Annotated in this window: 6 protein-coding genes and 1 pseudogene; 5 read left to right on the top strand and 2 right to left on the bottom strand. The window is 41.8% G+C overall.

From position 1 onward, the window contains the following. The first annotated feature begins 6 nt into the window (after positions 1-6). The 3 genes from WKK05_RS30550 to WKK05_RS30540 all read left to right on the top strand — a co-directional run bounded on the left by WKK05_RS30550 (position 7) and on the right by WKK05_RS30540 (position 9,235). Entirely contained in the window at positions 7-537 is a 531-nt protein-coding gene (locus tag WKK05_RS30550; protein WP_341526755.1) for a chemotaxis protein CheW, read from the top strand. A gap of 15 nt (positions 538-552) precedes the next feature. Further along, positions 553-3,495 (top strand): methyl-accepting chemotaxis protein, encoded by a 2,943-nt coding sequence (locus WKK05_RS30545; protein ID WP_341526754.1) that lies wholly within the window; start codon positions 553-555, stop codon positions 3,493-3,495. Positions 3,496-3,580: 85 nt separating this feature from the next. After that, positions 3,581-9,235, top strand: a complete 5,655-nt coding sequence (locus WKK05_RS30540) for a response regulator (RefSeq protein WP_341526753.1) — start codon at positions 3,581-3,583, stop codon at positions 9,233-9,235. A gap of 133 nt (positions 9,236-9,368) precedes the next feature. On the opposite strand, the gene WKK05_RS30535 is transcribed toward WKK05_RS30540, so the two are convergent. Beyond that, positions 9,369-10,247 (bottom strand): IS982 family transposase, encoded by an 879-nt coding sequence (locus tag WKK05_RS30535; protein WP_341526752.1) that lies wholly within the window; start codon positions 10,245-10,247, stop codon positions 9,369-9,371. A 100-nt stretch (positions 10,248-10,347) separates the two neighbouring features. After that, a pseudogene (locus WKK05_RS30530) lies at positions 10,348-11,498 on the bottom strand (IS630 family transposase). A 311-nt stretch (positions 11,499-11,809) separates the two neighbouring features. On the opposite strand from WKK05_RS30530, the gene WKK05_RS30525 reads away from it, so the two are divergent. After that, positions 11,810-13,879 carry a prolyl oligopeptidase family serine peptidase gene (locus WKK05_RS30525; protein ID WP_341526751.1) on the top strand — a complete coding sequence of 690 codons (2,070 nt, stop codon included), beginning with the start codon at positions 11,810-11,812 and terminating at the stop codon, positions 13,877-13,879. 618 nt (positions 13,880-14,497) lie between these two features. Beyond that, entirely contained in the window at positions 14,498-17,272 is a 2,775-nt protein-coding gene (locus WKK05_RS30520; RefSeq protein ID WP_341526750.1) for a pitrilysin family protein, read from the top strand. The last annotated feature ends 166 nt before the right edge of the window (positions 17,273-17,438 follow it).

Genomic DNA, 17,438 nt, shown 5'->3' with positions numbered 1-17,438 from the left:
AATAATATGGTCAGCAAACCGGACTTTTTAAGTGGCAGTGGTCAAGACCACTTTCGTCCTGAATTACAAGTAGAAAGTCCCGAAGGTGAGTTGCATTTAAGGTTTTACATTCCTTCGCATCAGGAGTTTGCACTACAAGCAACTGGTATCCGGGAGGTAATTGAACTAAGTCCTGACAGAATCACCCCAATTCCTAATGCTTCTCCTTTACTTTTGGGTACTCTAAATTTACGAGGTCGAGTTATTTGGGTGGCTGATTTGGGTCAATTTCTTGGGGAAGCAACTGCATTAAACACAGATAGAGCCGAGATTCCAGTGATTGCTATTGAAGAGCAAGACACAATAGTGGGTTTAGCAGTAGAGGAAATTGGTGGCATGGATTGGCTGGATGTCCAGCATCTCATCTCACCAAATCATGTTCCGGATACTATGGCTCCCTTTTTACGCGGAGAGTGGTTATTAGATGCTAAAAAAAATCAGTGTCTGCGACTAATCGATCAAATGGCAATTTTGCGGAGTGCCCGGTGGGCAGGATGAAATTGGGAGGAGGAAATGGCAGCAAGTATAAATAATTACGAGCCAACATATCAACAGGCAATGACAGCCTACGTACAAAGGGAGTATGAAGTTGCCGCCACTTTAGTTGATCAAGTGGTGCAAAATCTACCAACTGACCCAAATTCTCATTTATTACGGGGTCACATATATTACGTTTTGCAGCAGTACGATGTAGCACAAGAAGAATATAAACAAGTGTTGCAATTGACTGACGATCAAGAAATTATTGGTTTTGCTAGTAATGGACTTGAGAACATCAATCAATACTTATCACTAGGCGGTCAGCTTCATACATCTGCAGACGAAGAGGAAATAAATTCTACAGAAGAGTTTAAGCCTCTGGTAGATAGCGAACAAGAATTTCCAGATTTAGCTGCTCATCAAGAGTTTGATAGTGCCAGTCTTGATTTAAACTCTTTCAAAGAGCAGCCAGATGTTAATACCTTAGAAGAACTATCTTTTGATAGTCCATTTGATCTACCCACAGACAGTAGTGAGTTTGATAAAAACTCAGATTCTACCGCCTCTTTGGGTGAAGATCCTTTTGCTTTAAATCAACAATCACAGGAACAAGAGTCGAATAGCAACACTTGGGAGGAACAAACAGAATTAGAATTACCAGTTTTCTGGCAGGAAGATAGCTCAGAAGAGAGTCTTGAAGAACCAACAGTAGACAGGAATTTCTCGGCTAGTGACTCAAACTTGACTAACGAAAATTCTGTAACTGGAAATCATCATAACTCTTCGCCATTTGCTGAATATAATTCAACAACAAGCGAGAGTTGGACAAAAGATCCTGATTTGGTTATTGAGTCAGAGCCTAAAAATTTTAGTAGTGATTTGGAATATACAAACAATAGTTTGGGAGATGAAACTTTATTAATTGCTGAAAATGAATTAAAACAGACTTCAATAACAAATGATCTAGAATACAGCAATCCAGATAATTTCTCTCAAGCAGCAACAGATAACTGGTTAAAGCAAAAAGAAGCTGAGGAAGAGTTAGACTTCCAGCCCAACTTTCCTAAAGAATCTTCATCGTTTAACAGCAGTTTTGCTATAGAAGAAAAGCAGCCTAAATCAAATGAACTCATAGATCACAATAACTTTGATGATGAAAGTTTTGATATGGAGGCATTTGAGTCTGCCTTTGGCTCAGAAATATCCTCTCCTGAAGAGACAAATGGTCGATTGAGTGGAGAAAATTCTAAGAGCAATATAGAGTTTTTAGACGATTTTGAAGAATTTGACGATTTAGGAAATATTCCAGGATTTGACCTAATAGACGAAGATGCTAACTTCGGCAATCTGGCCATGCATTCTGGTTCACTGGAAACCAGTGGCAGCGTCAGGAATCAATTTGTGGAGGCAAGCTCAAGTAATACAGCTAGCGATCGCGACGAAGAACTGTTTACAATGACTGGTTCACAAGAAGCAGTTCCAACCTTTACTCAAACAGATGTCGTCTCGAAGTCAGAACCTAACGTTAGCGTCGAGCAAGGTTTACTAGCACCCCTAGAGAATGCCCCCATAGAAAGAAAACAATGGTTAGTCGCAGGGACTGTGGGCATTGTTTCGGCGCTAGTTGTAGCTACAGTTAGCTTTGTAGCCACCACATTTTCTCCACCCCAACAACGTGAATCAGTCAGGAACACAGGTTGGGCAATGTCACTAGCAGCCGGGATTGCTGGTTTTGCTACCGCAGGTTTTATGGGGAATCTGACACTCAAGCAAATTCGCCGTACAACCCAGGATTTGCAAACTCAATTTGATGCTGTACGCCAAGGAAATCTCAATGCTCAAGCGACAGTCTATTCTGAAGATGAATTAGGACACCTATCCAGTAGTTTTAATGAAATGGCGCGGGTCATTTTTACAACTACAAATGAAGCCCAACGTAAAGCTGATGAACAAGAAGAAGCCAAAGAAAATCTACAACGCCAGGTGATTCGTCTCTTGGATGATGTGGAAGGAGCCGCTAGAGGAGATTTAACAGTACAAGCTGAAGTGACAGCCGACGTATTAGGAGCCGTAGCTGATGCATTTAACCTGACAATTCAAAACCTGCGGGATATTGTGCAACAGGTAAAAGTGGCAGCGAAGGAAGTGACAAAAGGTGCGACCAACTCTGAAACCTTTGCGAGAGCCTTATCTAGTGATGCCTTACGGCAAGCAGAAGAGTTAGCAGTCACACTCAATTCTGTGCAGGTGATGACTGACTCGATTCAGCGCGTAGCAGAGGCGGCGCGGGAAGCTGAAACTGTTGCCCGCGATGCTAGCACGATCGCTCTTAAAGGTGGAGAAGCAGTAGAAAATACCGTAGCGGGGATTTTGGAAATTCGCGAAACCGTTGCGGAAACCACCCGGAAAGTCAAACGATTGGCAGAATCTTCGCAAGAAATTTCTAAGATTGTAGCGTTGATTTCTCAGATTGCTTCTAGAACTAACTTGTTAGCACTCAATGCCAGTATTGAGGCAGCCAGGGCGGGAGAAGCCGGACGCGGGTTTGCCATAGTAGCAGATGAAGTGCGTCAGCTAGCGGACAAATCTGCCAAATCTTTGAAAGAAATTGAACAAATTGTGATGCAAATCCAAAGCGAAACAGGCTCTGTAATGACAGCGATGGAAGAAGGCACACAACAGGTAATTAAAGGCACAAAATTAGCAGAAGAAGCCAAGCGATCGCTAGAAAATATCATTCAAGTGGCAAATCGCATTGATATTCTTGTGCGCTCAATTACTAGCGACACTGTAGAACAAACGGAAACTTCTCGCGCTGTAGCTCATGTAATGCAATCAGTAGAACTCACAGCGCAAGAAACTTCTCAAGAAGCACAACGAGTTTCCGGCGCTCTTCAAAACCTAGTTGGCGTATCTCGTGACTTGATCGCCTCAGTTGAACGTTTCCGAGTGGAAACCATTGAAACTACTAGGTAATTAGTCATTTGTCATTGGTTATTTGTCTTTAATAAATGACAAATGACTGCTCAGCACTCAAAACTCAGCACTCAGAACTTTTATTATGCTGCCGGAACAACAACAGCGGATTTTGGGTTACTTTATTGAAGAAGCCAGAGACCACCTGAATACAATTGAGCAGGGGTTACTGAATCTAGAGAGTACCCTGAACGACCCAGAAATGGTTAACGAAGTCTTCCGGGCGGCTCACTCCATCAAAGGAGGAGCGGCGATGCTTGGATTGACTAGCATCCAGCACACATCCCACCGACTGGAGGATTGTTTCAAAGTTCTTAAAGAGCATCCAGTTCAGATTGACCAAAAGTTAGAGTCTTTATTTCTCGGTGTATCTGACACCCTAAAAGCACTTTTAGAGCATTTGAGTGGCCCGTTTGGTTTATCGGAAGATGCAGCTAATACTCTCATGTCAGAAACCGAGCCGGTCTTTCAATGGCTAAATGAGCATCTAGAACTATTAGTACAACAAAGTAGTAATTTAGTACCAAATACTACTTCTAAAATAGAAGTACAAGCACCCTCTGTAGATAGCGTCACAACACTTACAGAACTTTTCCTCCGACGGGATATTCCCAGTTTGCCAGAAGAAGCCCGCAGGAAAACAGCAGAAATTTCTTTTTCGGTAGTACCCCAAGAGGTGCGTACACCAGTAACAGCCAAAGGAAATAATAATTGGGGTGAGTTTCAAACCCAGGTACTACAAACATTGCGGGAAATGTTGCAACTGTTTAAGCAAGCAACAACACCCGAAACTCGGCAAAATCTTCAGCAATGCTGTTATCGATTAGTCGAACTTGGTTCAGATCAGAATTTGTCCCAATGGTGTGGCTTGTGTCAAGCGGCAGCTAGTGCGATTGTCAATCCCGAAAACAGTTATCTGACTCTAGCAAAAATTGTCATTACCGAAATCAAGCTAGCTCAAGAGTTAGTTCTACAAGGTAGAGAAGCTGAAATTACAATTAGTCAGCAACTAGAAGCACTTCTAAGTTTCTCAGAAATTGAGCTGTTAGAAATTACCACTGATTTTGGTGACAAACAACCTGCGGCTTTGATAGAAACATCAACTGCGCTAGAGACAGTTCTGTTTAGCAACACTCTCGAAACAGCGAACGCTGGGTGGTTACCACTACAAGCTAACGAAATTAGCCTATCTAAGGTAAATGAGAACGAAATACTTCATTTAGACGAAATTACGAGGGAAGATCACTCTTTTAATTTACAAGCGACAACAGAAAGCGTTCTGAGTCAGAGTAATTCTGCTTTTAACACCTTGTTTGATCATGAAACTGAGGTACATCCGATTAATAGGAGTATTGACCCCAATGGGCCAGAGGTAGGAATAGCAGAGTTAAATACTCTTGCCGATTTATTTGAAGGAGAGACTCCTGATCTAGATGAAACTTGGCAAAAAGAGGAAATTTTAGACATTACCAGTCCCAATGAATTGGGAATTGATTTTGGCAACAGCGACGCTGAGGACAGTGATAGCGACTTATCTGATTTACTCTTGTTTGATGAAGATACGAGCAACGAGCAGCAGCTAATAACAACAACCGCTGTAGAAGATATATCTTTGTTATTTGGCGACCACTTCCTAGAAAAAGATAATTCAGAACCACAAAATTTACAAACACCAGCTACAAATGTAGAACTGAACAATGTTGCAATTCCTCTAAATTTAGACTCTTCTTTCTCAGATACTTTAGAAGAAGTTACGGCAACTGATGACTCGGATCTGTTTATGGAATCTCTAAAAACAAATCCGAGCCACAATGATGTGCTTGAAGATTTATTGGCAATAGCACCAGATGATCATAGTGAATCACTACCTTCAAGTGAAGTAACTCAACCAGAAGTAGAGGCGATCGCCAGTATAGAACCATCTTTCAAGCAACAGAACAGTTTGGATGAATTATTCTTAGAAACAGGGAACACAGATTGGGTAGAGAAAATTACCCTAGATGACTACGTAGAATCAAACTCATCCCAATCTCAGCCTCAAGGTTTGTCTTTAGAGAGTTTGTTTACTAAAACGGAAGAATATGAGCTACCACCTACGGTTGAGTTAGAAATTGGTGATTTATTTGATTTAAACCCAACAACAGCGTCTGAGTTTTCTAACTCAGAAGATGACCTGAGCAACTTTTGGAATCAGGAAACCACAGCAGAACAAGAAGAATTAGATGCTCTCATTGAGCAGGATGTAGCTAGGGACTTAGAAGAGAGTTTGTTTGCGGCAGCTGTTGATGACATTTTTGCTGAGAGTCGGGAGTCACTACTATCTTCCTCAACCAATTTTAATTTAGAAAATTTTGGTATAACTTTCCAGCCACAAGAGCAGCTAGACCTACTATTCTCCTCAGATGCTGGAGATGATTTATTTGAGGAGTTTGAACCAAGTAACTCAACGGTTTTCCCTCAAGAAAACAGCGAAGAGATAGGTACGTTAGAAACTTCAGTCTCTCCACAAGAAATTCGTAGCTTGTTGCAAGCACCAGAAACTTTAGATTTTATTCCAGAATTTACTAATCAACATACAGAGACATCTGCTATTGATTCTCCCCAAACATTTGCCGATCTAGAAATTGATTTATTTGATTCTCTCCACGACAGCAGCGAAGACAATCCACAATTTTTATTTGCGGACGTTTCTACAGTAGATTCTCCCTATGTTCAAGTAGACACCACAGATCATCCAGATGAAGATTTGTTGGCAGCAGCACTCGAAATTCAGCCTAGTCTGTTAGATACGACCGATGAAAACACCTTAGACAATCCACAATTTCTATTTGCGGACGTTTCTACAGTAGATTCTCCCTACGTTCAAGTAGACACCACAGATCATCCAGACGAGGATTTGTTGGCAGCAGCACTTGAAATTCAGCCTAGTCTGTTAGATACAGCCGATGAAAACACCTTAGACAGTCCACAATTTTTATTTGCGGACGTTCCTACAGTAGATTCTCCCTATGTTCAAGTAGACACTACAGATCATCCAGACGAGGATTTGTTGGCAGCAACACTTGAAATTCAGCCTAGTCTGTTAGATACAGCCGATGAAAACACCTTAGACAGTCCACAATTTTTATTTGAGAATGATTTATTCTTTACAGAAATTGCTCTGCCAGAAGTGGCAAATCAGGAAAAATTACCAGAAAACGAAGAAAGCACGGAAAATAATGATTTAACAGCCGTCGATGATTTCTCACAAACTGTTATTCAAGAACATGAATTTGCAGCCTTAGATTTAAGTTTGGATGAGTCCAATTTGGTGTTAGATTTGTCTAAGCAAGTGTTGGATCTAGAAGAGACAATTGAACTTGTACCAGCAAAAGATGAAGAAAATGCCAGTGTTGATGAGATTCAAGCAGTCGAGGCAGGATCGGCAACAACAGAAATAATTCAACCAGTTGCTTTAGAAAATGATATTCCTAGCCAAGATGAATTTGCGGACTTGGAAGCATTACTAGAAGCAGAAGCAGCTATCCCCAATACTACCTCTATACCAGAACTAGATTTTGCTGCCCTCGAAGCATTGCTAGGTACAGACAATAATGAGGCAACAGCAACACCAAATTATCACCAGCCTTTCAGCACTCAAGCAGAAACACAATCTGAAAATACCGCTAAAAATGTAGTTCGATTAACAGATACAGATGAATTTGGTGATTTAGAGAAGTTGTTGGCAGAAGCCGATCAAACAATATCGCACTCATCATTGCTAAAAACAAATATAGGTAAAACTACACGCTCCTCTACTCGTCGTGCTGCAAGATTTGAAGAAACGATGAAGGTTCCAGTCAAACAACTGGACGATATGAGCAATTTAGTTGGAGAGTTGGTAGTAAACCGTAACACCTTAGAGCAAGATCATGAACGTCTACGGCAATCACTAGATAACTTGCTGATTCAGGTGCAACAACTCTCGGATGTGGGAGCGAGGATGCAGGAATTGTACGAGCGATCGCTACTGGAAGCTTCTCTATTAGCTGGGCGCAAAAAGAAAGATTCTGGCGGCACTCCATCCCAGGACTCCAATACCGACCGGGGTTTTAGCGAGTTAGAAATGGATCGCTTTACTCCTTTCCATACACTATCTCAACAGATGATTGAGCGGATTGTGCGGGTACGTGAGTCGGCAAGTGATATTGACTTTGTTACCGAAGAAACCGAGCGAGTGGCGCGGCAGTTCCGCCAAGTAACAACCCAGCTACAAGAGGGTTTAACAAGAGCGCGAATGGTTCCTTTTGCCCAAACTATTGATCGCTGGCGGCGAGGAGTGCGCGACAATGCCATCAAGTGCGGCAAACAAGTGGAGTTGGTGATTGAAGGTGGCGATACCTTAATTGACAAGATGATTTTGGATCATCTTACAGATCCGCTGACGCATATGCTCAATAATGCGATCGCTCACGGTATTGAAACGCCAGAAGAACGGCAAGCTGCTGGGAAACCACCCGTGGGAATTATTACCATCCGTGCCTTCCACCAAGGTAACCAAACTGTAATTTCTGTAGGCGACGACGGTGCAGGCATCGATCCAGAAAGAGTTAAGGCGAAGGCAGTGAAAATTGGCATGATTACACAAGCGCAAGCCAAAACCATGTCTCGCCTAGAAGTCTACGACCTGTTATTCCAGTCTGGTTTTACTATTAAAGACCAGGCAGATGAAATTTCTGGTCGGGGTGTAGGTATGGACGTAGTGCGCTCTGAGATTAGCGAAATTCGTGGCACAGTTAACACCGATTCTGCTGTTGGTAAAGGAACCATCTTCACTATTCGTCTGCCATTAACCCTGAGTATTTGTAAAGCTCTCTGCTGCGTCTCTGATAAAGCGCGGATTGCTTTCCCAATGGATGGCGTAGAAGATACTTTAGATATCCCAGTCAAAAATATCCAGCACAGCGCCAATGGGCAATCATTTATTTCCTGGCGTGATACCTTGCTGGCATTCCGACCCCTCAAAGACCTTTTAACTTTCAATCGCCAACTTAGTCGCGGTAGCGTCTATGGCGGTAATCGAGATGATGATATGGTTTCTGTGGTCGTAGTGCGATCGGGGACTACTCTGATTGCTTTACAAATTGATCAGGTATTGAGTGAACAAGAAATTGTAATTAAGCAATTTGAAGGCCCAGCCCCTAAACCCATTGGTGTAGCTGGTGCTACAGTCCTGGGTGATGGTCGCATTATGCCTATTGCTGACGTGCTAGAAATAATTGACATCTTCCAAGGACGGATTTCTACACAAATTGGTAGCAGTAATTGGCAACAGAAGACTACTCCGACTGCCCCAGAGAAGATTGATCCAACAGTGCTAATTGTTGATGACTCAATTACAGTTAGAGAGTTGCTTTCCCTAACATTTAATAAAGCTGGTTATCGCGTCGAACAAGCACGTGACGGACAAGAAGCTTGGGATAAACTGCGCTCCGGGTTGCCTTGCGATATCGTATTTTGCGACATTGAAATGCCCCGTTGCGATGGTCTGGAGTTACTCTCTCGCATCCAGAAAGACTCTAACCTCAATCACCTGCCGATTGCTATGCTAACCTCGCGTGGGGCAGACAAGCACAGGCAAATGGCAGTTCAACTTGGTGCTAGCGGCTACTTTACCAAACCCTATCTCGAAGAAGCTTTACTCGAAGCTGCCACCCGGATGTTAAAAGGTGAAAAACTGGTTAACAGCACCACCGTTTAATAATTCTAAATGTAAAATTTTAAAAGCCTCACACATCGGCTTTTGGTAACTTTTTTGGTAGCAATTATCAGCTGTGGCTGGTTGCTACCTTTTGCTGTTGGGACAGATGAGACTAAGTTAACCTGAGTTCGGGTTAAACAGATGAAGGAAAAAGCCACTCAAGTTGAAGGCTAGGTTTCTTAGGCTGATGACAATAAGCGATTAAAGCGCACAGAACATTAACGCAAAAATTGACTGGGCTGCGATGACGAGAGTGTTCAATCTGAGAAATGTTTTTGAGTTGGTCGTTAATAGTCTCAATGATGGAGCGTTTACGGGACAAAAGCAAGTCAAGAAGACGCATCAACTTATTTTTCATGTTGCGACGAGGTTTGGCAAAAAATTCAATTCCGAAGTCTTGTAAAAGTTGCGCAGCGAGTTTCTGGGAGACATAGCCTCTATCAGCAAAGATTTTTCCAAACAGATTGCTGAGTAAATTAGGTACTGGTTGACGGTCATCAACGTTACCAGGGGTGATAGTCACATTTAAGAGTTGACCAAACTCATTAACCACCAGATGCAGTTTGAAACCAAAAAACCAATCGACAGAAGTCTTCCCACGCTCGGCTAAACCTTGAAACACCCTATGGCGTGAAATCCGACGATTATGGCAGACTTTCAAACTAGTTGAATCGATAAAACCGATACCCGTACATTTGCCAAAACAATGCTTGAGATACACGCACAAAGGTATCAACGTCGATGGTATCCATTCAATAAATCGTTGATAACTTGGTAATCCTGGAAACGCCGAATGCCAATGCTGTTTCACCTGATCTAAATAAAAATGCTTGAAATTGCGGTAGTGATTTTGATGGAACGCAATGACAATTGTCATGATTTCGCTTAAACATAGGCTTTTTGCGCGAATGCGTTTGATTCCTTCATGCTTTAATAGCTGTTTGTGCCATTGCGCTTCAAATGCTTGACAGAAATCATCTACGTGGCAAAACAAAACATCTAAACTAAACATAGGGCAGGTTGCTGGATTTTCGTTATTTTCAGCTTACTACCTGTCCTTTTCCTTATCCCGAACTCAGGTTAAGTTACATTCAGAGTAAGCTAATCAGCATTTAAGCTGCAACATAGCTGAAATTAGTTTTATGTTTGATTTTCCGATGCCACTTAATCACTAACTCGCCTTGATTCAACAACTTATCTAGCAGTGTTTGTAATTCATCTACTGATTTAAATAAGCGATGAGCAATATACTCTTTACATGAATGCCAAACTAATTCGATAATGTTATAGTCAGGGCTATAAGCAGGCAAGAACTCTAAAATAAAATTCGGGAACTCTTGGGATATTTTAGCTAGAATATCTTTGCGTTTATGAAAACTAGCATTGTCTAAAATTAAAATTATCTTTGGCCCATACTTCGAGAAATCTTTACCCACATTTCCTTTACTTACCCACTCTTGTTTTATTAGTTCATTTAATTGTTGTAATTGCTCATAAAAAATATCTGCATTTCCCTTTTTTACAAAAAAGTATACGCGTTTCCGGTCTAATTCTCGAATTGCTCCCATGACGTTTACTCGACCACAACGTCGTTGTCCTGGAATATTCTTGCGTTTTCCTTTTTTACCCCAACCCTTGCGACGAATCACGCGTAAACTAAAACCACTCGTCGCGCGGGTACGCGCGCCCGCTACGCTAACGTCCAAAACCATACCTGCAAACGCTCTGGCTGTTCTCGCGCTATTGATAAATATTGAGCAAGTTTTTCTTTAAACTTCGCTCTCTCTATTGGGTTTTGTTTATCTTCCAGGTTATACTTAGCCCAGATATAGCTATACTTTTTTCGCTTTAATATCCTCCTTACTTGAGAGCTACTTAAATCAATTCCTGTTTTTTCGGTTAAATATGTAGCTAGTCGCTCTGCTGTCCATTTTCCAAATTCATACCCTAAATCTGAGGGTTCTTGGTCAACAGTTTTTAATAACAGTTCAATATATTCAGGCGTAGCTTTTCGGTAATATTCGTCCTCTCTTTTATTATGTAGAGTTTCCAAATTATCAGGATCACCGTGCATACACCAATATGCTACTGTTCTATGCGAACAGCCTAAAAATTTAGCAATCTCGTATTGTGGTTTCCCATCATTCTGTAGCAGAATAATGAGAATTCTTTCCCTGACGTGTGGCTGCTCGCTCTCTTTCAGAGCTTGTTGTAGCTTACTAACTTGTGACGGCGTTAAAAAGTTCTTGGCTGGTGGTGGCATCTTTGCTTTGAAACGTCTTCATCTTTCTATTATGCAACTTACGTGCCGATTAGCTTACCAATACCAATTCAATTAATGATTGCAACACATTTTTGGGTGAAGACGCGATTCATTATGTCTCTACAGAATTTGTCACATTCTTTTTTTAAATTGGTATAACCCAGAGATGGGAACAAGTCAAAATTAATGCTTTCGACTCTCAGAATTTTGCAGGAGATGATAACAATAAGAGAGTGATAGAGATAGTAAGTTATGAGCCGATAACTCTATCATCTAAGTTCTATGCACACAAAAGAGTTTTATCCCAAACTATGGCCTACTCTGAAAAACGTCTAGCTTATCCACTCACCCACAAAAGCAATCAAACCGATAACTACCACGGTACTTTAGTTACAGATCCTTATCGGTGGTTAGAAAATCCTGACTCCGAAGAAACAAAAGCTTGGATTGAGGGAGAAAATAAAATTACTTTTGCCTATCTAAATGAAATTCCTGTTAGGGAAAAAATTAAACAGCGCCTTACGAAACTTTGGGATTATGAAAAATACAGTATCCCCTTTAAAGAGGGGGAACATTACTTTTATTTCAAAAACGATGGATTACAAAACCAAAGCGTCCTTTACACTCTAAAAACCCTCGACGACCAACCCAAAGTTTTACTCGACCCCAATAAACTATCTGAAGATGGTACTGTTGCCCTTTCGGGATTATCTATCAGCTATAACGGTAAACTTTTAGCATATGGTCTCTCTAGCTCTGGTTCTGATTGGCAAGAGTGGAAAGTCCGTGATGTCGAAAGTGGTGAAGACTTACAAGACCACCTCAAATGGATTAAATTTTCTGACGCATCTTGGACGCGTGATAATCAAGGTTTTTTCTACAGTCGCTACGATGAGCCAAATGAAAAGACTAGATTAGAAGATGTTAACTATTATCAAAAGCTCTACTATCATCGATTAGGTAAACCTCAATCAGAAGATGTACTGATTTACCATCGCCCTGACCAAAAAGAATGGGGTTTTAGTGGTGACGTCACAGAAAATGGACAGTATTTAATAATTTCAGTTTGGTTAGGAACAGATTCCAAAAATTTAGTTTTCTACAAAGATTTGATTAATGCTAATGCTGAAATTGTAGAACTAATTAACCAGTTTGAGGCAGATTATAGTTTCATAGACCATGACGATCGCATCTTCTATTTCCGCACAAATTTAGATGCACCACGGGGACGAGTTATCGCAATTGATACCAAAAATCCAACGCTAGAAAATTGGCAAGAACTTATTCCCCAAACAGCAGAAACGCTGGAAAGCGTTGGTATACTTAATAACCAGTTTGTTGCTGATTATCTTCAAGATGCTCACACCAAAATCAAAATTTTTGACCTCAAAGGTGGATTTTTACGCGAGGTAGAATTACCTGGACTCGGTTCAGCAGGTGGCTTTGGTGGTAAACGTAATGATACTGAAACTTTTTATAGTTTTACCAGCTTTACTACCCCAGGCACTATTTACCGCTACGATATGGTGAAAGATAAAAGTGAGCTGTTTCGCCAACCAAAGGTAGATTTTAATCCAGAAGATTACGAGACGAAACAAGTCTTTTATCACAGCAAAGATGGCACAAAAGTGCCGATGTTTATCACTCACAAAAAGGGCATTAAATTAGATGGGAATAACCCCACTTATCTTTATGCTTATGGTGGTTTTAATGCCTCAATGACACCGGGTTTTTCTGTAAGTCTCTTGGTATGGATGGAGATGGGCGGTGTTTATGCTATGCCTAATATCCGCGGTGGCGGCGAGTACGGCGAAGAATGGCATCAAGCAGGAATGAAGGAGAAAAAGCAGAATGTCTTTGATGACTTTATTGCTGCTGCTGAGTGGCTAATTGCTAATAAGTATACAAGATCAGCAAAACTAGCGATCGCTGGTGGTAGTAATGGTGGATTGCTGGTGGGTGCTTGTATGACTCAGCGTCCTGAACTATTCGGTGTTGCTTTACCAGCAGTAGGTGTGATGGATATGTTGCGATTCCATAAATTCACCATTGGCTGGGCTTGGACTTCTGAATATGGTTCTCCAGATAATCCAGAGGAGTTCAAAACGCTTTATGCCTATTCACCATTGCAAAACATCAAACCAGATACAGCTTACCCTGCAACTTTGATTACCACAGCTGATCATGATGATCGCGTTGTTCCTGCTCATAGTTTTAAATTTGCTGCTGCTTTGCAAGCTGCTCAAGCAGGTGATGCACCAACGCTAATTAGAATTGAGACTAAAGCGGGGCATGGTGGAGGTAAACCCACTGATAAAATTATCGAGGAAGCATCAGACAAGTGGGCTTTTGTAGTGCGTACTCTGGATATTGAAGTTTAGCAGATTCTTAGGGTGGACATTACATTGCCCACCCTAAAGCTAGACAAAATGCGATTCCTTGCCCGGAAGAGCAAACTACACCACAATTAACAAGGCGAGTTTCAATTTGCATTTCTTGCTCTCTTCCCACGAAAATAATATATAACTTTTTAACGAACCGCAGAGGCGCAGAGAAATCAGAGTAAGAGAAACAATACGTAATTTTGCACTGGTAAGTGAGCAGTTTGAATCTGTAGTCTCTTTTGGGAAAATTGATATTATTTTTCTTCTCTTTTAATCCTTTCCTCGATGTGAGCAATAAGCCTTCTGCTTAAAACTAAATTTTGATATTACGTAAAAGCACTAATTACGTAAATTTAACATATTAAACTTTACATTAAACACAAGGGCGAAGTTAACGAAATGTATTCAGCAGTATTTAGAAATCTATTCTTCTAAGTGTAAGCAAGTTTTAAGCCCTAAAATAATGTGATTTTATTTACTAAATTTTTCCTTTGTGTTCAGGGGAGCTTACTTGTTTTGTGCCTTGTTACCTCCATAACTAATAACTTGGGTTAGATTTAAATTTTGAACTGCCCTTTGGGGTTGTGTTTTATAATTTCAGATTTTGAAGTGCTTATGAAGCCACGCTCATACATACTTATAGGGTTGTTCCTCAGCCTTTTCTTAAGTACCGCGCCATTTTCGGATAATTTAACCAATGCTGCTACCCCTACAGCAGCCCCACCTGTGTCTGCTGTATCCTTCACCCAAGGGGTGCAGAAAACGGTCTTGGATAATGGTTTAACGGTGTTAACCAAAGAAGTCCATACCGCTCCGGTGGTAAGTGTCCAGGTTTGGTATAAGGTTGGCTCGCGCAATGAGGGTGCAGGAGTAAATGGCATCTCTCACCAATTAGAGCATTTGATGTTCAAGGGTACTACTGCTCGTCCAGTGCAGTTTGGACGACTGTTTAGTGCTTTGGGCAGTCAGTTCAATGCTTTTACCAGTTATGACGAAACAGTTTACTATGGCACAGTACAGCGGGATAAGCTGGAAGCATTGCTGATACTAGAAGCCGATCGCATGGAAAATGCCTTAGTTGAGTCTGAGCAACTCAAGAGTGAAAAGCGAGTGGTGATCTCTGAGTTGCAAGGTTATGAAAACTCACCTAGCTATCGTCTTGATCGGGCAGTGATGCGAGCAGCTTTCCCCAATCGAGCCTATGGCTTACCTGTGGGAGGTACAAAAGCCGATGTAGAGAAATTTACGCTAGAACAAGTACGTAATTATTACCAAACTTACTACAGTCCAGAGAATGCAACTTTGGTGATTACAGGTGATTTTGCTACAGAACCTGTACTCAAAGTGGTTAAAGAAACTTACGGCAAGCTGCCAAAACGAGACAAAACGGCAGCGGCTAAAAATCCAGCTTTGGTGAGTGCGACTACTGTTATTGCCAAGAAAGAGCCAATTGTTTTAAAACAACCTGGAAGTACGGCACTATTACAAGCCGTTTATCCGCTACCAGACATTAAGCATCCTGATGTACCAGCGATTGATGTGATGGATGCCATTCTAACGGGTGGACGTAGTTCCAGGCTTTATCAAGCTTTGGTAGAATCTGGACTCGCCAGTTCAGTTAGTGGAGGTGCTGCTGAACTGATTGAACCGGGTTGGTATGAAATTAGTGCTACGGCAGCGCCAAGTCAACAGTTAAGTAAGATTGCTCAGGTACTCCAGCAAACTTTGACAAAATTACAGCAGCAGCCAGTCACTCAAGAAGAATTGAACCGCGCGAAGACACAGCTACAAGCCTCCTATGTACTGGGTAACCAGGACATCACCAGTCAAGCAAATCAACTGGGTTATAACGAAACTGTCGCGGGTGATTATCATTTTATTGAACGGTATCTGGCTGCGATCGCTAAAGTCACTCCAGAGGAAGTACTGCGAGTAGCCAAAACTTACCTCAATCCTGCTAAACAAACCATCGGTTATTTTGAACCAACCCAACTAGATGGAAAACCAGGAACTTCCAATGCTGGTTCTGGTCGCACAGTGGAAAACTTTAGCCCTGGTAAGCCCGTAGATCCAGCAGAACTGGCGAAATACTTGCCACCCGCAACCTCAGTAACAGATTCTAGTAAACAATCGCTACCACAACAATTTACCCTAGCCAATGGCTTGCGGGTTTTGTTATTGAGCGATCGCAGTCTCCCCACAATTAATCTTAGTGGCAACATTGATGCTGGCAGTGAGTTTGATGGCAATCAAAAAGCTGGATTAGCAACTTTGACTGCTAGTAACTTAATTAATGGCACGCAGACTAAAAATGCTCTAACCATAGCAAAAACCTTAGAAGACCGGGGAGCTAGTCTAGATTTTAGTGCTAGCCGCGAAGGAGTCAGCATTAGTGGTCAAGGACTTTCAGCAAATCTGCCGATATTAATTCAAACTCTGGCTGATGTGGTAAAAAATGCTACTTTTCCGACTGCACAGTTGGAACTTAGTCGTCAGCGGGCGTTGACTAATCTCAAAGTGCAGCTAGATGACCCCAGAGGTTTGGGAAGACGGGTATTCCAGCAAGCAATTTACCCAGAAAATCATCCGTTCTACAGCTTTCCCACAGCCGAGACTCTAAAGAGTATCTCTCGCGATGATTTGCTCCGCTTTTATCAAGAACACTACCGTCCAGATACCACAACGATCGCTTTAGTTGGTGACTTCGATCCAGTTAAGGTGAAAGCATTACTCAATCAGGAGTTCGGCAAATGGCCAGCTACAGGTAAGCCACCTGCTCTGAAGTTGCCGACTGTACCAGCACTGCAAACCTTGAAACAGGTAAATAAGGTGATTCCTGGTAAGACAGAAGCTGTTACTTACATTGGCTACAATGGCATTTCTCGAAAAGACCCGCGTTACTATGCGGCACTGATACTGAATCAGATTTTAGGCGGTGATACCTTATCTAGCCGTTTGGGTACTGAAGTACGCGATCGCCAAGGTCTAACCTACGGTATTTACAGTGGATTTGCTGCCGGAGTCAATCCTGGCCCCTTCTTGATTCAGATGCAGACTGCTCCTGGGGATGCTCAAAAAGCGATCGGTAGCACCCTTGGTTTACTCAAACAGTTGCGTGAGCAAGGAGTAACTGAGGCTGAATTAAACACGGCAAAACGCTCGATTACTAACAGTTATCCTGTGGATTTAGCTAATCCCAGTGATGTATCTAGCATCATTTTGGATAATGATGTCTATGGGCTTTCTCCAGCAGAAATTCGAGATTTTCCTAAGAAAATTCAAGCAGTTACTATGGCTCAGGTACAGCAGGCAATCCAGGATTTAATTAAGCCAGGAAATTTGGTGATAGTTACAGCTGGCCCTGGAGACGCTGTATCAAAGGGCAGTTAATTACACTAAAGGGGATTGGGTAAAAAGCTCCAAAATTATGGAATTTGCTCTGAAAGAGAACATATTTTGGAACAATTTACCAGATTTAGGGTGTGTTACGGCGGAACGCCTAACGCACCTCTATAGTTGATATCAAGATGGTGCGTTGCGCTGCACGACAACGCAC

The organism is Nostoc sp. UHCC 0302, from assembly GCF_038096175.1.
In the GTDB taxonomy this organism is placed as follows: domain Bacteria; phylum Cyanobacteriota; class Cyanobacteriia; order Cyanobacteriales; family Nostocaceae; genus UHCC-0302.
The sequence above is the reverse complement of the archived record's forward strand: the minus strand, read 5'-3'. Positions and strand labels throughout refer to the sequence as shown.